This is a genomic window from Nocardioides sp. NPDC087217, from assembly GCF_044744805.1.
GTDB lineage: Bacteria > Actinomycetota > Actinomycetes > Propionibacteriales > Nocardioidaceae > Nocardioides.
Genome location: NZ_JBIUZB010000002.1, coordinates 243,967 through 263,507, shown reverse-complemented (window position 1 = coordinate 263,507; position 19,541 = coordinate 243,967). Strand labels below are relative to the sequence as shown.

Sequence of the window (19,541 nt, the reverse complement as noted above, 5' to 3'; positions counted from 1 at the left end):
CCTGTCCCAGTAGTCCTCCGAGACGTTCGCGTAGAACGGGTTGTTAGGGGTCGTGCCTCCGTACGTCGGGTTGTTCATGGGCTCCGGCCCGCCGCGTCAGCGGAGCTGGAAGACGAGTCCCTTGTCGCCGACGGTCACGATCAGCACCTCCCCGATGAACTCGACGTGGTCGGTGGTCTGGTCGTCGACGATCGCGAGGACAGCCTCCTCGTTGAGGCGCGCGGCCCCTTGGCACCTGCCGCGTGTCACGGTGGCGGGGCCGAAGGCGATCTGGTCGTCCACGACCCGTACGGTCGTGCGTCCGCTGTTGCAGCCGGTGAAGAGGCGAGAGAGCCCATCCTGACCGACGGTCAGCCACGGGCGGCGCGTGTTCACCGGGAGCCGCGCGGTGGCACCGTCGGCGATCGTGCCGACGACCGTCCAGACCCTGCCGAGCAGGGTGTCGAGAGATGGGGCGGAGGTGCTGGCGAGCTGGATCGTGACGGTTCCGTCGGTCAGGGTCAGGGTGGGCCCGTCGCCCGTGCCCTGCATACCGTTGGTGAACAGGTCGGTCAGCCACCGATCCTGCTCGTCAAGCTCCGGTGAACAGGCCATCATCGAGCTGGCCGGTGCCTCGGTCCAGGCCAGCGTCTCGTCGGTCACGGCGTACGGGCCGAACAGGGTGTTGCACCCGGCCGAAACCGACATCGTGTCGTCCTCGAACGCCAGGTGGATGGTCGACGCTTCGACCAGGTCGTGGCCCTCTATCGAAGTGGACTCGTATGTCGCCCCCTCGAGTGCCGCTGCGTCCACGGCCGCCGGCGACTCGCCCGCGGTCGTGGTCGGCTCGTCGACCGATGTGTCATCGGAGCCCCCGCAGCCGGTGAGCACGCCGAGGACGAGGACGAGGACGGCCCCGAGCACCAGGGCATCGATGCTCCGCCGGCCGGCCATCAGAACGTCACCGGGTCGCGGACGATCGGGCAGGTCATGCAGTGTCCCCCACCGCGGCCCCGGCCGAGCTCGGCACCGACGATGGTGATCACCTCGACCCCGGCTTTGCGCAGCAGAGTATTGGTCAGCGTGTTGCGGTCGTAGGTGAACACCACTCCGGGTTCGAGGGCGACCGCGTTGTTGCCGCTGTCCCACTGCTGCCGCTCGGACTGGTACACGTCGCCCCCGGTCTCGATCACCCGCAGCGAGTCCAGGCCCAGGGCTTTGGCGACCACGTCGACGAACGGGGTCGAGCCTTCGTCGATGACGTCGACGCCAGGCGCGGTATCGGAGGGCAGCAGAGTGAACGCGTGCACGCCGTCGACGATCTGCGGGTACAGCGTGACGATGTCGCGGTCGGCGAAGGTGAACACGGTGTCGAGGTGCATCGCGGCACGCAGCTTCGGCATGCCCGCGACGATGACCTTTTCGGCCGCACCCTTCGCGAACAGTGCCGCCGCGACCTGGGTGATCGCCTGCCGCGAGGTCCGCTCGCTCATCCCCATCAGGACCACGCCGTTGCCGACCGGCATGATGTCGCCGCCCTCGAACGTGGCTTGGCCCCAGTCCTGCTCGGGGTCGCCCCACCAGACTGGGGAGCCGACGAAGTCCGGGTGGAACTGGTAGATGGCCTTGTAGAGGAGCGTCTCCTCCTTGCGGGCCGGCCAGTAGAGCGGATTCATGGTCAGTCCGCCGTACAGCCAGCAGGTGGTGTCCCGCGTGTAGAGGGTGTTCGGGAGTGGCGGCAGGAGGTACTCCCGGGCGCCCGTCGACTCGCGGGCGAGGGCGATATAGCCGATACCGTGCCCGTCAGGCAGGTCCTGGGTGGCGAGCCCGCCGATGAGGAACTCTGCAAGTTGCTGCCCGGGCAGGGAGTCGAGGACGGCGCGGGTGACGTCGACGAGCCCGAGGCCGACCCGGTTCGGGACGATCTTGCGGTCCAGCAGCCAGTCCCGCGCCCCGGGCACGTCCATCGTCTGCGCCAGCAGGTCGTGGAGCTCGACCACCTCCACCCCCCGCTGGGTCAGCTTGTTCACGAAGTCGGCGTGGTCGCGCTGGGCGGCCTCGACCCACATCACATCGTCGAACAGCAGTTCGTCACTGTTGCTGGGCGTGAGCCGGCGATGCGCCAACCCCGGCCGACAAACGAGCACCTTCCGGAGCACCCCGACCTCGGAGTGGACGCCGTACGTCGGGGTGGAAGACCCTGTGGTTTGCTCGATCATTTCGGTTCCTTTCTCTTCGGATGGTTCGGGTCCGGTGCGCGACCTCAGAGGGTGATGCGGCCGGTCCACAGACCGACGGCGCCACTGACACCGCCGATCGCGATCAGCACGAACAGCCCGAGCTCGGTCGGGCTGAACAGTCGTCGGCCGTGCTCGCTGCGGGCCTTGACGTAGAGGAGGGTCGCCGGGGCAAGGATGACCGTCATCAGAAGAATGAACTTCAGTCCCGCGGCGTCGAACAGGAACAGCGTGTACGCCGTGGCGATCCCCGCGACGATCGTCTCCATACGACGCGTTCGCGGCGCAACGTCGTCATAGGACTCCCCGGTCAGGCCGAGCTTGAGTGCGTACGCCGCCGCGAGGAAGTACGGAAGCAGGGCCAGGCTCGTGCACAGGTCGAGCATGAAGTTCAGCGCGTCGGTGACCACCAAGGTGAGCGCGAGCAGTGCCTGGACGGCGAGCGAGGACACGACCAGCGCGGTGATCGGCGTCCCCTGTGCGTTCTCACGCCCGAGGAACTCTGGGAAGTCGTCGTTGCGGGCGGGGATGTACATGACCTCGGCCGCCATCAAGGTCCACGCCAGGTAGGCGCCCAGCACCGAGACGATCACGGCCACGCTGATGAAGACCTCTCCCCAGTCCCCGACCACGGACTCGAACACCCCGATCATCGACGGTTGACGGGTGTCGGCAAGCTCCGGTTGCGGCATGACCGAGTAGCTGGACAGGGTGACCAGCGAGAAGATCGCCAGCACGCTCAGGAACCCGAGCACGGTGGCCTTGCCGACGTCCGAGCGCTTCTTGGCGTAGCGCGAGTAGACGCTGGCCCCCTCGATCCCGAGGAAGACGAACGTCGTGATCAGCATCGTGTTGCGGATCTGCTCGTCCATGTTGCCCAGGCCGTACCCGTAGGCGGTCCAGTTGTCAGCGAACACCCCTGCGTCGAAGAAGACGAACAGCACCACGATGAACACCAGGATCGGCAGGATCTTGAAGACCGTCACGATCCGGTTGATGATCGCCGCGTCACGGATCCCGCGGGCGATCAGATAGTGAAACAGCCAGATGGCCACCGTCGACACTGCGGCCGCCAAGACGGTGTCTCCGTCGCCGAAGGCCTCGAAGAACCCGCCCAGGGTCGCGGTGATGAAGACCCAATAGAAGGTGTTGCCTGCCACCGCGCTGGCCCAGAACCCGATCGCGGAGTTGAAGCCGGCGTAGTCGCCGAACCCGGCCTTGGCGTAGATGAACACACCCGAGTCGAGCTCGGGCTTGCGGATCGCCAGGTTCTGGAAGACGAACGCCAGCATCAGCATCCCCGCGCCGGCGATCGCCCAGGCGATCAGGGAACCGAGGATTCCCGTGGCGACTCCGAACCGGGCCGGCAGCGAGAACACCCCGGCGCCGACCATCGACCCGACCACCATCGCGGTCAGCGTGGGCAGGCTCATCTTCGCGACGGCCGTCGGCGCCGTCTCAGTCTGCGCACTCATTCCTTCTCCTCGAGTTGTGTCGCCTCGGTCTTCTCGACGCGGAAGCCAGTAACGCCGTACAGCACGCTCAGCGCGGGGCTGGCGTAGCAGAAGACGGCGTAAGGGAGGTACAGCAACGTGGAGACGCCGAGAGTTGCGCCCATGAAGGCGCCGCAGGAGTTCCACGGGACGAGTGGAGAGGTGACGGTGCCGCTGTCCGCGGCGAGCCGGGACAGGTTCGTCGGCGCGAGCCCACGGCGGGCGAACTCGGCACGGAAGATCCGGCTGGGCAGCACCAGCGCGATGTACTGGTCACCGGCGACCACGTTCAGCCCGAAGGCGCAAGCGAACACGGTGAGGAACAGGCGCCCGGTCGACCGCGCGGCCCGGATCATGGGCTGCACCAGTCGGTCGATCAGTCCGAACTCCTCCAGCAACGCCCCGAACGTGACCGCCCCGAGAATCAGCCAGATCGTCAGCAGCATGCTGTCCATGCCGCCGCGCGAGAGAAGCCGGTCGACGTCGGGAATTCCGGTGGCGATCGAAAAGCCGTTTGCCATCGCCAGCCAGACCGCCTTGACCGACTCCACGACGACGTTCCCGGCGCCGGCAACGAAGTCGGCGTACACGTCGGGCTGGAGGAAGGCGCCGAGCACTCCGGCGAACAGGGTGGACACGAGCAGGGCCAACGACGCCGGTACCTTCCGGATCGACAGATACCCCAGCAGCACCAGGGGCAACAGCGCGACCGGCGTGATCCAGAAGACCTCGTCGAGGCGGGACAGGTCGGAGTCGGTCTCGGCCTGGCTGACCGTGTCTGATCCGGTGATACCGAGAACCGCGAATACGACGAGCGCGAGGAGGAACGCCGGCACCGACGTCCAGACCTGGCGGCGGATGTGCTCGTACACGTCGACACCGACGATCTGCGCGGTCAGGATCGTCGTCTCCGACAGCGGTGAGGTCTTGTCGCCGAGGTAGGCGCCGGAGATCACCGCGCCGGCTGTGATCTCCGGAGACACCCCGATCAGGCCGGCAATGCCGACCAGTCCGACGCCGATCGTGGCCGCGGTGGTCCACGAGCTGCCGATGCTCAGCGCCACCACCCCGCAGATGACGGCGGTGGCGACGTAGTACCAGCCCGGGGAGAGGATCTGGATCCCGTAGTAGACCAGCGTCGGGATGGTGCCGCTGAGGTTCCACACACCGATCAGGGCGCCCACTGCCAGCAGGATGAAGATCGCGCTGGTCACCGAGGCCAGTGCGCCTCGGCCGGTCTCCTGGACGGCGGCGAAGTCGTGTCCATTCTTCATCGCGATCAACGCGGCCAGCGCGCAACAGAGCAGCAGCGCCACCTGGATCGGCCCGTCAAGGGCGTCGAGGCCGAACAGCGTAAGGGCCCCCCCCGATCAGGAGCGCCAGGGCCGCCAAGGGCAGGAGAGAATCGATCAAGGAGGGCTGGCGACCACCGACGACGCGTTCATTCGACACCGGGCTCACCCCACCGAGGGATCCCGGCTCGGGCGAGCGACGACCACGGCGTTCGAAAGGTAGCGCGACCCGTCCCAATCGGTGCATGTCACCAAGACCAGCCGCGCCGCGCCACCGCTATCTGACAGCGCCGGCGCCCAGCGAGCGAATGCTGCGCGGGAGAGGGTTCGCACGGTGGTCACCGTGTACCGGACGGCGCGGTCCTGCGTCGACACGATCAGCGTCGCGCCCTCTGTCAGCTCGGGCAGGTCGTCGAAGACACCCATTCCGTCGAGCACGGTGTGCCCGACCAGCACCATCGCTCCGTGCGCTGCGCCCGGGCGGGCCCCGCCGCTCCACCAGCCGACCGCCGACGCCTCGGCCGGCGGGGTCAGGGTGTTCTCGACCAGACCCACCGGAACCACCGGGGCGTCCACCCCGATCGAAGGTGCCATGAGCTGCAGCGGAACTGCGCCTTGCTGCTGGCGGCCCGGTCGAGAATCGGTGCCCACACCTGCCAGGCCCCCCGCGTTCGCCGCGGCGTGTGTCCGCACGGTTCCACCGAAGGGCTCCTCGGCTGACGCCAGTCCCCCCGCGCGCGCCCCACCACCTGGTGTGGCCCCTTCGGTCAGTCTCCAGACCAGCGAGTCCGGACCAGCGGTGGCCAGCAGGATGGTCATCGTCACCAGCGATGCGACTGTCTTGCCTCGCGGTGATCGTCGCGGCAGCCGGGGGGCGTGCATCGTCTCACTCGGCTCGGGAGCGGAGCGGACTCGACTCGGACGGCCCGCCCTGAGCCCGACCAGAACGGCGCCGAGGAGCAGCACGCCCGCGAGTATGCCGGCGCCTCCGAGGACCCACCCTGAGCCATCGGAGCGCGAACCTCCCAGCGAGGCCGCCTCCACCAGGCCGGCGTTGACGCGGCACAGGGTCCGCGCCGGCAGATCGGTGGCGGCGCTCGGCGGGGACACCTCCGGAGCTGGGACCCGTACCCCGCCGGGTCCCGCCGACTCCGCACCCTCGGCGTCGGGAGTCGTCGCCTCGCGGTCACTGGCGCCCGAACCCCCTGTACCGCCGCCGGTGCCGCCGGGGCTCTCCATGCCCCCAGTGCCGGTTTCGCCGGGGCTCTCCGGGCCGCCGGTATCGCCGGTTTCGTCGGGGGTGTCGGGTGATGCGTCCGGAGTCGGATCGGTCTCCGTCGGATCGGTCTCCGTCGGATCGGTCTCCGTCGGATCGGTCTCCGTCGGCTCCGGGTCGGGGCTTTCATCTGGCTCGACGGGGGTGGTCGTGCAGGACGCATACTCGATCGACCAGTGGCTGACCGCCTTGCCCGTCGGGTGCGTAATGGTCACAGACTGCCGGGGTGGGTCGACGGTGACATACACCGGCCCACCGCCAGCCGGGGCCGCGCCGGCCTTCACGCAGTACTGGCGGATCTTGTACCCGGCGGGTGCGGTCACGGTCACCGACTGTGGGTCACCGGCCGTGTCGACCTTGCCCGAGGTCAGCGGGCTGCACACGTCCGGAGCCGCCGCAGCGGGGCTCCCCCCTCCCCAGCCGAGTGTTCCCAGGAGTGTCGCAACGACCATGACCACCAGCGCGGTCGCCATGGCTGCCGCGCGCGCGGCGGCAGCCGACGTCGTGTTCTCTGAGCGTCCGATCTGGGTGGGGATGCAAACCTCACCGGGAGCATCGACTTGGCACCCGCCTGGGGTGAGCGTTCCCCGCGGTGGGGTGTGCCTGACCCGTGAGTCCTCGCCCGGAGTGTTCTGGCGCCGCACGTGTGCCGCCCTCCTTAGCGTCCGTCGCGACGACCCCGGTTGGTTGGCTGGAGCATCTTGCTCTGCTCTCTGAGTCCGAACTGGCGAACGTCCAGTACTACCGCCCGATCGGGGACCTGGTTTCAGTTGGGACCGCAGCAGCCGGATCGCGCGGAGCACGTCCCGGCCTTCGAGCGACCTGACGACAACAGTCGTCTGGCACCGCGGCAGCCGGCGCTCGGATGGTTGCGTCGAGGACGCGACTTGCCGCACTGATTCTCTAGGCAGCATAAACCCGGTCGCCCTGAAAGTTAAGGAGCACGACCCGTCGCCCATTCGTTCGGAGAGCCCTACCCCGATCACTGAGGTCGACGTTCACGACGCCGGGCCCGTCCGAGACTGGGTCGACATCGAGATCACCGACCGCTCGCTCCGACGCCGCGGGTAGTGCAGCTATCGCGTCGACGCTCGCTCTCTAACTCATATCCCTCGACGGCATGCATACCCGGGGACGAGGTCTACGTCAGCATGTCGTGACCATGTCGAAGCGGCCGCCCACCGACTCCTGGAGGGTCGTCACGGTGGCGTCGCCCTGCCCCAGGTAGTCCTCCGAGACGTTCGCGTAGAACGGGTTGTAGGGGTTGGTGCCGTAGGAGTGTGCACGCCCGGCGGCCTCGTGCTGGGCGTTGGTCGCAGCGCCGCAGTAGAGGCCCGGCTCGGTCGGCGGGTCGGTGGGCTCCTCCGTCGGCGGGTCGGTCGGCTCGGTGCCCCGCTCGACCCGGCGGTTGTTGTCGAAGAAGAAGTCCGTGACGTACGCCGGGTAGTCGATCGAGTTCGTCGTGACGTACGAGCCACCCGGGCCGCCACCGGCCGGCCAGTTGTGTCCCATCCCGGTGTTCTGGATCAGGGACACGCGCGGGCCGGCACTGTCCGACCACAGCGTGCCGGAGCCGGCGGTGTTGTTGCCGGCGAGGCCCGCCAGGGAGAACGACGACTGCGACCCGGCACCGTAGATCCCCGCCATGACCTGCGCGTTCAGGGTGTTGTAGCCGGGCGCGACGGTGGTGTCGTTGGAGCCGTAGATCACCGATGTGAGCTGGCTGCCGAACCCCGACGAAGCGGAGCCGGCGAACGTACGGCATGTGTTGGTGACCTGCGACTGGGTCACCGCCACCGAGCCGATCTGCCCCGAGGTCGTCCCGACCGACGGGCCGGCGTTGATCCCGATCCCGGCGAAGACGTCGGGCGCAAGGCAGCCCATCACCATCGTCTCGCCGCCGCCCGAGGACAACCCGGACAGATAGACCTGGTCGGGGTCGATGTCCAGGGCCGGATCGGCGAGCAGGTCGCTGACCAGCTGGAGAAGGTTGTCGTCGTGGCGCCCCGGCGCGGTCCGGGAGTGGTTGCCGTCGTAGTAGTCCCAGCAGCCGAGGAGTACGCCGCCGTTCGGTGCCGCGGGGATCGCCACGACCATTCCGCGCGCATCCGCGGTCGCGGCCCAGTTGCCGCCGTCGCGCAGGGCGGCCGAGGTCTGGACGCAACCGTGCAGGTTGACCATGAGAGCACGCCCGGCGCCGAGCGTCGGAGCGGTGCTGGGCACGTAGAGCTGGGTCGTCATCCCGCCCGCCGTCCGCGCCGACCACGTACCGGCGGCGGCCGTGGAGGTCTCGGTCGGTGCCACCGCGACCGCCGCTCCGCCGGCGAGCACCAGGCCGAGGCCCGCGAGCGCGGCACCGATTCGTTGCTGCCGAAACCTGGACGAGATTCGAGACCCGAGACCCATGACCGATCCTCCTGAGAGACCAGCCCGCCGCCTCCCGGCAGGCAGACCGACCGTAGATGTGACGCCCGCCACAGGTCTATGTCGACGCGGACCACAATCCGATGCCCGGATGTATCGATCCGGCGTCGGTCACCGATAGAGCTCCTCGTCGATGCTCGCCAGCCGCGACGGATGGACCCGCTCCCCCAGCCCGTAGAACTGCTGGAAGCTCATCACCAGCGGCCGCCAGCGATCAGGATCGATCCGGTGGGCGTGACCATCCAGACGCAGCTCCGGTGCGACCCGCACCGCAGTCACCGCGACCTCGACGGCCAGCAGCTTCGGCTCACCGAGCTCGTGGAGCGCCTCGACGGTCCCCTCGATGTGCACCGGGCACTCCGCAACCGACGTCGGGAGCACCGTGTCGGATCCGTACGCCGTCAGCCCGGCATGGGCGTACTTGTCGGACACATGCACATACCCGCGCTCGGCCTTCGCCGCCGACATCGCCGCATTGCCCGTGGTCAGCGCGAGCCGATCGACCTGGGTCACGAGGTCGACGCTGGGAAGGTTGAGCACGATCTCGGGCCGCTCCCTCAGATTCCACGCCGTCTGTGACGAAGCACCGATCCCGAGAACGGCCGTACGTCCCAGCCAGAAGACCGACGACATCGGCATCAGATTCGTGGTGCCGTCCTCGTTGACCGTGGAGAGCAATACCACCGGCGTGCCGAAGTAGAGGATGGCCGGATCGATGTCGACATGCGTACCCATGCCTCGAAACTAGGGCGCCTCACCGTCGACTTCCGGCGGGTATCCGACGGAGCAGTCACGGACGACGGGTGAACCGGATCGTGCCGTCCGGTAGCCGCTCATGAACGTACGCCGCGTTGTGGGCCAGGCGGTGATGATGGGGACACAACAACGCACCGTCCTTGAGATCTGTCTTGCCGCCGGCGGCCCAGGGGTCTAGATGGTGGGCATCGCACCATTCCGGTGGCATGTCACACCCCTCGGCCTGGCAGCACTTCTGCTGCAACCGGAGTGCCTTGCGTTGGATGGGCTGGAAGAACCTGCTGCCCCGGCCGGCGTCGAGGACCTCGCTGTCACCGCCCAGGACCCAGGGGATGATGGTCGCGTTGCACGCCATCCGACGGGCCTCCGCCGCCGAGATCGTGACCCCGTTGGTCTCGTCATAACCCAGGGTGGCGATCCCGAGGTCCTTGCGGAGCTCCTCGAGGGAGATCACCACGTTGACCACGGTGGCATCGCCACCGTGACGGGGCAGGGCGGCCGGGTCGATCGTCTCGAGCAGCCGGGCGAAGCCCTGGCCCATCAATCGCTCCCACGGCGGCAGCGGGGCACCCTTGCCGACCAACTGCTGCTTGCGGGGCTGGGCCCAGGCCTCCACCAGCCGCTTGAACCGCATCCCCATCGAGGTCGGCAGGACGCCGTCGAACCCGATGGTGCCGTCGTGGTTGTCCCAGACCCGTAGCGCGGTCTTCTGCTGAGCCCGTTCCTCTTCAGCCAGCAGGGCTTTGGCTTCGGCGTCTTCGAACCGGGCCGGGTCGATCTCACGCAGGATCCGTCGTCCGACGATGCGGAGCTCGTTGGCGGTCAACCGGGTGGCGTAGTCAACGAGCAGCTTCTCGGCCAACGCCAGGTCCTCACTACTGGCGACCGGGTCGGCCTCGATCTTGTCGAGGGCCTGGGTGATCACCCGGGCCTTGTCCTGGGACACGACACCTGCGGCCAGGCCGGCAGCCACGAGGCCGTACTTCGCGACTGCCGCCGCGAGTTTGACCTGCGACCGTGCCACGGCTTTGTCGACGAGGAGCTCGGTCCGCATCCATCCGGAGGCGTCTTTCGCACCGGTCTCCTCAGCAATATCACCGGCCGCAGCAAGGACTCGCAGCTTCAACGCCGCTTGTTGGGCTTGGAGTTTCTCCAGCCGCTCGAGGAGGTCTTTCTTCTGCTCAGTGCGCCAGTAGGCCGGGTCGGTGGTCAACAGGTCTTGAAGGGCGGTCTCGATGGCGGCCAGGGCAGCGTCGATCGCGTCGCCGGGGTTGGTGCCCCAGTGGTCGATCGAGCGGCCGAGACTCATCGCTGCCCTCTCCTTCAGAGGTGTGCTGTGATGTGTCCGATTCTACGCCTTAACTCGCCCTGGAGCCACTCATTTTCCCAGGTCAAGCACTGTTTTCGCGGTGAGCGAACGACCTCGTTCCTGTGGATGATAAGTGGCCCGAAGGGCCACCCTCCCGCCCTATCAACGCCAACCCAACCCGCAAGATTCTCTCCGCGCCACACCCGGGCCGCCGCCCCGATAGCCAGCCAAATCTTTCTCGACGGGCGCCGGTGTCAAGGACCGCGAAGCGGCCGGCGAAGCCGGCGGCCGCAGGCCGTCCTTGACTCCGGGGTTCGGCGAGAAGACTCTCAAAGCAAGGGTCGGCGGCCCACCCCAACCCCGAAGAACGATCACCCTCGCCACGCCCCCCAGACAGCGTCGAGCAAAGGCCGAACCTCCTCGCGCCGCCCGGATTCGGACACCTCGATCTCGTCCCCCGCGCTGCGAAAAGTGACGACCCGCCCCTGGTCGTCACGGACAGTGACCACCCTCCCGAACCCAGCGAGAGGCTTGATCACTTCCACCATGTCCGAAACCTCGTCGATGGTCACGTGCACCGAGAGGTCGTCATCGGTGAACGCGAACGGCGCGTACGCAGCGAGCCGCGGTGCCGCAGCAACTCGCTCAGCGACCACATCCGGCGGCCCGGCAACCTGGTATCTCTCATCCCCGGCGACGGTGCCGGAGATCGAGATCCGGCTGAGACCGGCGGCGTCGGGCTCCCGTGCGACCTGCTGATAGACGGCGACGACATCGTTCACGTCGACGCCACCGATCTGGAGGCCGCGATCATCGCTGCTGACCGACCCCACCGACGAGAGCGCAGCGAGATCGAGGACGAGCTGAGCGGCGGGGACGTCCTGGCTCCAGGCACTGATCTTGCCGCCGCTGACGCTGACCCGTTGACCGGGCGTCTTGCGCGCGAGCTCGGCGGCCGCAACCACGTCTTCGCCGCGACTCATCTCCAGCGTCAGCGCGCCCGGCCTGATCGCATATCCCACGACCTCGAGCCGATCCCGGATCTCGCGGAGGCCGGCGATCGGCTCGGTCATCGAAACCGCTTCAGGCAACGTGTCGACGTGCTCCCAGTAGTCGGCCGCATCGGTGACGCTCTGATCCTCTCCATAGGTCACCAGCACACCGGCGCGCTCACATCCCGGGGTCGCGGCGCGGAGCGCGACCAAGCCGTCATAGGCCGCCACCGGATCCGTGCTCGCCTCCGCCTCGACGACACAGGCCTGTGATCCGGCACCGTAGGCGATCGTCGCGCTGTGCAGATCGGTGCGCTGCCGCACTTCGTCGAGCAACCGCAATCCGCTCGCGTTGCTCTCCTCGGATGGGCTCACCTGGAGATCGACGCGGTCCATCTCGAGAGTGAGCTCGTAGTCGGGACTCTCCCCGGACACGTAGGGCGCCAGGATCGCGGTGATCTCAGCGGCCCGCGCCGTGCTGATCCCGTCCTCCAGGACGATGGTTCCGCTGGCGTCACCCGCAAACGGCAGCACGTTGTTGCCACCGACCTCCACCCGCTCGATGCCATCGACGCCCTCGAGCCGCTCGCTCAGCTCGTCGGCCAGCTGGTCGCCCCGGTTGGCCGCACACGACGACGAGATCAGCGCGATCGCGAGCGCCATGACGACAGTGCGAGTGCTCATAATGCTTCCTTCGGTCCCGAGACAGGGGTCATTGCTGCTCAGCGCTCGCTCTCGAACCACGTACGCAACCGAGCGACGATCGCGTCGATGGACCCGTCCTGAAGCGCACGCCCGAAGACACCGTCATTGAAGCGTTCACCACGAAAGTAGACCGTGGCGAGCCGAGCAGTATCAGCGACCGGCGCGGTAGCGAGCAGCGAGGGGTCGGAGAGCAGCGGATTGCCGCGCATCCATTTCATCCAGTCGATGGACGCCCCCGGAAGCGTGCGATAGAGCTGCCGGACCCGAGGGCTGTAGGCGGGATACGGCGCCTGGATCGCGCCGCTCTCGGTCTTCTGACCGCCTCCCCAGGCGAAGTCACGGTCCTCAGCCGTCAACGCATCAGCGGCCGAGAAGGCCTCGAGCCACGTCGCGTCCGGGACGCTCCGCAGCTCAGCCTCGACCTGGGCATCGGAGGGGTCGAGGGCCTCGCGGGCGCGGTCGAAGGTGTCGTACGCCTTCTGGTCGAAGAGCACGACACGCACCTCGTCGACAGAGGTCGGGGTCCGGGCGAGGGTCCACAGGGCGACGTACGCGGCCTCGTCGAGCGGGTAGCGGTATACGCCGGTCGAGATCGCCGGGAACGCCACCGTCCGCGCCCCGAGCTCGTCGGCCACCCGGAGCGACTCACGGAAGCACGAGGTCAGCAGGGCGACGTTGTCCTGGCCGTCGGTATAGACCGGCCCGACCGTGTGGATCACCCACCTCGCCAGAAGATCGCCGCCCGTGGTCGCGACCGCCTGCCCGGCCGGCAGACCGCCACCGAGATGTCCCGCCCGCAGCGCCCGGCACTCCTCGAGGATCGCCGGGCCGCCGCGCCGGTGGATCGCCCCGTCCACCCCTCCCCCGCCCAGCAGCGAGGAATTGGCGGCGTTCACCACTGCGTCGACCTGTTGGTCGGTGATGTCCCCGCGTACGACCGTGATCCTCACGCCGTCAATCTAGCCACCCGGGCTCGGGCGGCCCAGGCCGCCGGGCCGAGGGCGGCGGCCACGCCGGCCGCGAGGGAGGCGAGGACGCCCAGCCAGCCGAGTCCGGCGGCCTCGAGGCCGGGATAGATCTGCCAGTGGACGAGGTAGATCCACAGCGACGACGCGGCGAGCACGGCGGCCAGCCGGGCCAGCGGCCAGGGCAGCAGGGTCGGCCACGGGACCAGCAGGACGAGGATGCCGAGGGCGACCGTCGCCTCGCGGACGGGGTCACCGAAGAAGCCGTACGTCGCGACCACGACCGTGACCGCGACGAGCACCCGCTGCCACGGCCGCTGTGCCTCCGCCGCCGCCCAGCCCAGGGCGAGGCACCACAGCACGCAGCCGATCGTGTAGCGCTCGGTCGGACCGGCCTCGAGCCCGACCCACAGGTACCGCACAGCGAGTGTCGCACCCACCACCACGGCGGCCGCGCCGAACCGGTGGCGCCGCTGCCACCGGTCGAGGACGGGCACCAGCAGCAGGAGGGCGAGCCCGGCGAACGACCAGGTGATGACCTCCAGGAACCACAGCTGCCAGTCGCGGGTCCACTCGTCGCTGCCGAGCGCCTGGTTGAGCCCGAGTGCGGTCGGCCAGTGGTAGCGATCGCTGACCAGGGCCACGGCACAGACCCAGAGGGCCGCCGGCAGCGCGACCGCGGCAGCGCCGCGGAGCAGGCGACGCGCGCGCAGGGCCCGGGTGGGAGCGGTGAGCCCGAAGCGGGCGAGGTTGAAGCCGGCCACCGCGAGCAGGATGTGCGCGCCGCCGAGGAGGGTCCACACGTCCGCGTGGCTGCCGACGATCGCGACGATGGTCACCGCCCGCAGCAGCACCGGGATCTCGACGGGCCGCAGCCACCGCCGCGGGCTCCGCGCGCTCGCGGCGAGCTCGGCGATGCTCCGGTGCTGCCAGCCGGAAGGCAGGGTGCCGAGCCGTTCGCCGAGCTGGGTGGCGATCTCGACGAAGGAGAGCGAGTCGCCGCCGAGCGAGACGAAGCTGTCGGCCACCGTCGCATCGGGGCGCCTCAGCACCGTGGCATAGACCGTACGCAACGCCTCGGCGTCCGCACCCGCGGCCAGCCCCGCGTCTGGTGGCCCGGCCGCGTCCGCCACGCTCGCCCAGGCACCGAGCGTGGCGTAGTCGACCTTCCCGTTCGGCGTACGCGGCACCGCGTCGATCACGTGGACCTGGACCAGGGCACGCGGCAGCGCCACGATGCCGTCCATGAGCCCCGGCAACCGGTCGGCGGACCCCGGATCGTCGGTGAACAGGTGCAGCCGGGCGCCGGGAGCGACGGCTCGCACCGGCCCACAGCCGGCCGAGGCCGCGAGCTCGGACTCGATCCGGTCGAGGTCGATGCGCAGCCCGAGGATCTTGCCGAACCGGCTGCGCCGGCCGGTGATCTCCCACAGCCCGTCGTCGGCCTGCCGGGCGAGGTCGCCGGTGCGGAGCTCGGTGAGCTCGGGTCCGCGGGCGAGGTCGGCGACGCTCTCGGCGTACCCCATCATCACGTTCGGCCCGGTGTAGACCAGCTCTCCGACACCGTCGGCCAGGCCGTCCCCGGCACCGTCGACGGGATCGAGGTGGAAGTGCCCGCCCGGGATCGGGATGCCGATCGCCTCGGGCCGGCTCGCGGCCAGCGCGGGTGGGAGGTAGGCCATCCGGGCGGTGGCCTCGGTCTGGCCGTACATCACGACCAGGTCCCAGCCACGCGACTCCCCCAGCGCGGCATAGCGACGGACCGTCTCGGGCGGCATCTTGCCGCCGGCCTGGGTGATGTAGCGCAGCGAGGGCAGCGAGCGGTCGGCGAACCCCGAGGTGTCGAGCAGGTCGAAGGTGTAGGGAACGCCGGCGAACGAGGTGGCGCCGTGACGCGCCGCGACGTCCCAGAAGCACTCGTCAGCGACGGAGAGGTCCGTGAGGATCACCGCGGCTCCCACGCTCAGGTGGGAGTTGAGCACCGAGAGGCCGTAGCAGTAGTGCAGCGGCAGCGAGCTCATCGCCCGGTCGGCGGAGGTGAGTCCGAGGTAGGCAGCGATGCTGGCCGCGTTGGCGGTCAGGTTGTCCCGGGAGAGCCGGACCAGCTTCGGCGACCCGGTCGAGCCCGAGGTCGACAGCAGCAGCGCGAGGTCGGGATGGAGATCGGCCCGGCCCTCGAACGCCGCCCGGTAGCGCGTCCGCAGCTCGGCGTGATCGCCGCCCGGCGGCGTCAACAGCACCGGCCGGCGAGCGGCGAGCGCGGCCAGGTAGCCGATCACCGAGTCCAGGTCGTTGCCCGCCTCGAGCAGCACGACGCCGCGGGCGGGACCGTACGCCGCCGCGCGGTCCATCACCGCCTGCTCCAGCTCGGCGTAGGTCAGCGTCGTCTCGTCGGTGATGACCGCCGGGTCCCCCGGTCGCCCCTTCAGGAGCAGGTGGGCACCGGCCACGATGGCCGAGCTCATCGCATGTTCCCTGGATAGCCGACCAGCGGCCCGACGACCTCGAGCGCGACCGTGGCTCCGATGTCGGGGATCCCGGTGCCCGCGACCCGGGCGGTGACGCGTACGTCATCGCTCAGCCGCACCCGGATGGTGGCGTCGTGGCCGAAGAACGACACCTCCTCGACGACGCCCTTGGTGCCGGAGGTGGCGTCGACCGAGACCTGCACCTGCTCCGCACGGACGACCAGCGTCACCGCCCCGGCGGGCCGCGGCGTGATGAGTGCGACCTCCCCGAGCGGCGAGTCGACCCGCCCGTCGCCACCGACCTCACCCGGAAGCAGCGTCGCCGACCCGAGGAAGGCCGCGACCCCGGGATGCTCGGGGGTCAGGTAGACGTCCACCGCGGAGCCGACCTGCAGGAAGCGCCCGGCAGCCATCACGGCCACCTGGTCGGCCAGCGAGAGCGCCTCGCCCTGGTCGTGGGTGACCAGCAGCGCTGCCGCGCCGGCCGTACGCAGCGCCCGCACGACCGCTCGCCCGGACTCCTCTCGCAGCCCCGCGTCGAGGGAGGAGAAGGGCTCGTCGAGGAGCACCAGGCGGGGCCGGGGCGCGAGTGCGCGAGCCACGGCGACCCGCTGCTGCTGGCCGCCGGAGAGCTCGTGGGGATGCCGGTCGGCCAGCTCGGCCGGCAGCTCGAGCAGCCGGAGCAGCTCGGCGACGCGGTCCTGCCGCTCGGCACGGGCCACGTTCCGCCGCAGGCCGAAGGCGATGTTGCCGCCGACGTCGAGATGCGGGAAGAGCGCGCCCTCCTGCGGGACGTACCCGATCCCGCGGCGGCGCGGCGCCAGCCCGGCGACCGAGCGTCCGCCGATCCTGATCTCGCCCGCGGTCGGCGTCATGAACCCCGCCACGCAGCGCAGCAGCGTGGTCTTGCCGCAGCCCGAGGCACCGAGCACGGCGGTCACGCCGCCCTCGACGGTCAGGTCGAGCCCGTCGAGCACCTGCCGCCTACCGTGTCCGGCCCGCAGCCCGCTGATCTCCAGTGCCGCAGTCATCGCGCCTCCCCTCTCGACGAGCGACCCAGCAGGATCGTCGCCGGCATCGCCAGAAGCACCAGCGCCAGCGCGTAGGGCGCGGCGGCGCCGTAGGCGACCGAGGACGCCTCGCTCCAGAACTCGGTGGCCAGCGTCGTGGTCCCGATCGGGGCCAGCAGCAGCGTCGCGGTCAGCTCCGTGGAGACCGCGAGCGCGACCATCGCGGTCGCCGTCGCCAGCCCGGGCAGGAGCAGCGGCAGGGTCACCCGGCGCATCGCCCCGGCCCGGCTCAGCCCGAGGCTGAGCGCGACCTCCTCCAGCCGCGGCGGCACCAGCTCCAGCACCCCGCGCACGGCGACGAGCGCGCGCGGCAGGAACAGGATGACGTACGCCGCCACGAGCAGCGGCAGCGTCTGGTAGAGCGCCGGCACCCAGCCGATGGCGACGGTGACCAGAGCGAGCGCGACCACCACACCAGGCAGTGCGCTGGTGACGTACGCGACCCGCTCGACGCCCAGCGACCAGCTCGTCCGGCGGCGGACGGCCTGCCAGACGACCGGCACCGCGGCGGCGGTCGCGACGACTCCGGCGACGGCGGCCAGCGCGATGCTGGTGCCGGCGGCGGGCAGCAGGCGGCTCAGATCGAGCTCGGCCGAGGCACCTCGGACCAGCCAGCGCACCAGGCTGACCGCCGGCAGACCGACAGCCAGACCGACGAAGGCCGCGAGCCCGACGAGCACCGGCGCGGTAGCCCGCCCCAGTCGCTGCCGTGGCGCCGGCCGCGCCGTGCCGCTCCCGACGCGGGCACGCCGAGCCGGGCCGCGGGCCAGCATCTCCAGGGCCAGCAGCCCGAGACAGGCGAGCAGCAGCACGCCGGCGAGCAGGGTGGCTGCCGGGCCGTTGAAGGCGGTGCCGTACTGCTGCAGGATCGCGGTCGTGAGGGTCGGGTAGTTGAGCAGCTGGAGCGCGCCGTACTCGGCCAGCAGGTGGAGCCCGACCAGCAGCGCGCCGCCGAGCACCGCCGGCGCGACGGTCGGCAGCACCACACGGAGGAAGACCTCCCGTGGCCGCCGCCCGAGCGACGCCGCGACCTCCTCCAGCGATGGGTCGAGGCGTCGCAGCGCCGCCACCGCGGGCAGGTAGACCAGCGGATAGTAGGAGAGCGAGACGACCAGCACGGCCCCGAGGTAGGACTGGACGGCGTGGGTCGTGGCGACCCAGGCGTAGCCGTTGACGAAGGCGGGGATGGCCAGCGGCGCGCACAGCGCTCCGTGCCACCAGCCGGCCAGAGGCAGGGAGGTCCGCTCGACCACCCAGGCGCCGCAGACCCCGAACACCACCGAGAGCGCGACCCCGCCGACCAGCAGCCGGCCGGTGTTCCACAGCAGCTCACCGATGCGCGGCCGCACCAGGAAGTCGTACGCCTCCGCCGGCCCCAGCGAGGCGGTCGACCACACGACGTACGCCACCGGGAGCAGGCAGACGGCGGCGATGGCGCCGGCCACCGCCGGCATCAGCCATCTCCCTGAGGAGGCGGCCGGAAACGTGCCGAGATGCACGCTGCTCAGAGGAACCCGGCTTCCGTCATCATCTCGACCACGGCGTCGCTGTCGAGCTCGGAGACCGAGACGGCGGGCGGGTCGAGCTCGGAGAACGGCTTCACCGGCGGGTCGAGCTGCACATCGGGGTTCAGCGGGTACTCCAGCGCGTAGCTGTCGGCCAGCCCCTGCTGCCCGGTCTTGCCGGTGAGATAGCCGACGAACTTCTCGGCGTCTGTCTTGTGCTCGGCCGAGGCCAGCACGCCTGCCCCGGAGACGCTCACGAAGGCGCCCGGGTCCTGGTTGCCGAAGAAGTGGAGCTCGGAGCTGTCGCTGACCTCACCGGACTCGGCCTGGTCGCGGTACCAGTAGTAGTGGTAGATGACGCCGACCGGCACCTCGCCCGCGTTGACCGACTCCAGCACGACGTTGTTGCCGTCGTAGACGGTGCCGTTGGCCTTGATCCCGTCGAGCCACTTCTTGGTGGCCGCCTCGCCCTCGGTGGCCAGGACTCCGGCGACGATCGCCTGGAAGTCGGCGCCGGTCGGCGAGAAGGAGATCTTGCCCTTCCACTCCGGCTCGGCCAGGTCGAGCAGCGAGGCCGGCAGCTCGGCCTCGGTGATCTGGTCGGTGTTGTAGACCAGCACGGTGGAGCGGGCCACGAACCCGGTCCAGGCGTTGCTCTCCGGCCGGTACTGCTGCGGGATCGGCGCGGTCACGTCGTCCGGCAGCGTGGCCAGCAGGCCCTCACGCTCCACCGCGGCCATCGCTGGGGAGTTCTCGGTGAGGAAGACGTCGGCCGGCGACTTCTCGCCCTCCGCGACCAGCTGTGCGGCGAGCTCGAGGTCCTTGCCGTTGCGCAGCTCGACGTCGATCCCCGTCTCCTTCTCGAACGCCGGCACCAGCTCCTCCATGAGCTGCTCGTGCTGGGCGTTGTAGACGACGAGCGCGTCGCCGGAGGAGCATGAGGTGAGGGTCGTCGCGAGGAAGGCGACGGAGACCGAGACCACGACAGCGGAGAGAGGCTTCACGGCCTTCCTTTCATTTGGTAAGCCTGACCTTACGAAGGTTTACCTAAGAAGGCGAGCACGACAATG

14 protein-coding genes and 1 pseudogene are annotated in these 19,541 nt (G+C 69.7%); all 15 read right to left on the bottom strand.

Annotated elements, in window-relative coordinates; genetic code table 11:
- Positions 1-96 precede the first annotated feature (96 nt).
- Entirely contained in the window at positions 97-933 is an 837-nt protein-coding gene (locus ACIO3S_RS08550) for an META domain-containing protein (RefSeq protein WP_400461717.1), read from the bottom strand.
- On the bottom strand, positions 933-2,198 hold the full coding sequence (locus tag ACIO3S_RS08545; RefSeq protein ID WP_400461714.1) for an arginine deiminase: 1,266 nt from the start codon (positions 2,196-2,198) through the stop codon (positions 933-935). The genes ACIO3S_RS08550 and ACIO3S_RS08545 overlap by 1 nt, the downstream gene beginning before the upstream one ends.
- 44 nt (positions 2,199-2,242) lie before the next feature.
- Entirely contained in the window at positions 2,243-3,691 is a 1,449-nt protein-coding gene (locus ACIO3S_RS08540) for a basic amino acid/polyamine antiporter (RefSeq protein ID WP_400461711.1), read from the bottom strand.
- On the bottom strand, positions 3,688-5,025 hold the full coding sequence (gene nhaC / locus ACIO3S_RS08535) for a Na+/H+ antiporter NhaC (RefSeq protein ID WP_400461708.1): 1,338 nt from the start codon (positions 5,023-5,025) through the stop codon (positions 3,688-3,690). Before nhaC ends, ACIO3S_RS08540 begins: the two co-directional genes overlap by 4 nt.
- Before the next feature lie 141 nt (positions 5,026-5,166).
- Positions 5,167-6,600 (bottom strand): sortase domain-bontaining protein, encoded by a 1,434-nt coding sequence (locus ACIO3S_RS08530; protein ID WP_400461705.1) that lies wholly within the window; start codon positions 6,598-6,600, stop codon positions 5,167-5,169.
- Between the two features lie 823 nt (positions 6,601-7,423).
- The gene (locus ACIO3S_RS08525; RefSeq protein ID WP_400461702.1) at positions 7,424-8,683 is read right to left on the bottom strand and encodes an alpha/beta hydrolase family esterase; all 1,260 of its coding nucleotides are present in this window, start codon (positions 8,681-8,683) and stop codon (positions 7,424-7,426) included.
- Positions 8,684-8,812: 129 nt separating this feature from the next.
- A complete protein-coding gene (locus ACIO3S_RS08520) occupies positions 8,813-9,436 on the bottom strand; it encodes a flavin reductase family protein (protein ID WP_400461699.1) in 624 nt (207 codons plus the stop codon).
- A gap of 55 nt (positions 9,437-9,491) precedes the next feature.
- On the bottom strand, positions 9,492-10,766 hold the full coding sequence (locus tag ACIO3S_RS08515; protein ID WP_400461697.1) for a DUF222 domain-containing protein: 1,275 nt from the start codon (positions 10,764-10,766) through the stop codon (positions 9,492-9,494).
- 371 nt (positions 10,767-11,137) lie between these two features.
- Positions 11,138-12,442, bottom strand: a complete 1,305-nt coding sequence (locus ACIO3S_RS08510) for a hypothetical protein (RefSeq protein ID WP_400461694.1) — start codon at positions 12,440-12,442, stop codon at positions 11,138-11,140.
- 38 nt (positions 12,443-12,480) lie between these two features.
- The gene (locus tag ACIO3S_RS08505; protein WP_400464582.1) at positions 12,481-12,957 is read right to left on the bottom strand and encodes a DUF6508 domain-containing protein; all 477 of its coding nucleotides are present in this window, start codon (positions 12,955-12,957) and stop codon (positions 12,481-12,483) included.
- Positions 12,937-13,413 (bottom strand): annotated as a pseudogene (locus ACIO3S_RS08500) (O-acetyl-ADP-ribose deacetylase); the annotation flags it as partial. The gene ACIO3S_RS08505 and the pseudogene ACIO3S_RS08500, both read right to left, overlap by 21 nt.
- On the bottom strand, positions 13,410-15,893 hold the full coding sequence (locus tag ACIO3S_RS08495) for a non-ribosomal peptide synthetase (RefSeq protein WP_400461688.1): 2,484 nt from the start codon (positions 15,891-15,893) through the stop codon (positions 13,410-13,412). The pseudogene ACIO3S_RS08500 and the gene ACIO3S_RS08495, both read right to left, overlap by 4 nt.
- The gene (locus tag ACIO3S_RS08490) at positions 15,890-16,927 is read right to left on the bottom strand and encodes an ABC transporter ATP-binding protein (protein ID WP_400461685.1); all 1,038 of its coding nucleotides are present in this window, start codon (positions 16,925-16,927) and stop codon (positions 15,890-15,892) included. Before ACIO3S_RS08490 ends, ACIO3S_RS08495 begins: the two co-directional genes overlap by 4 nt.
- Positions 16,924-18,420 (bottom strand): ABC transporter permease, encoded by a 1,497-nt coding sequence (locus ACIO3S_RS08485; protein WP_400461682.1) that lies wholly within the window; start codon positions 18,418-18,420, stop codon positions 16,924-16,926. The genes ACIO3S_RS08490 and ACIO3S_RS08485 overlap by 4 nt, the downstream gene beginning before the upstream one ends.
- 50 nt (positions 18,421-18,470) lie before the next feature.
- Positions 18,471-19,475, bottom strand: a complete 1,005-nt coding sequence (locus ACIO3S_RS08480; RefSeq protein WP_400461679.1) for an iron ABC transporter substrate-binding protein — start codon at positions 19,473-19,475, stop codon at positions 18,471-18,473.
- Positions 19,476-19,541 lie beyond the last annotated feature (66 nt).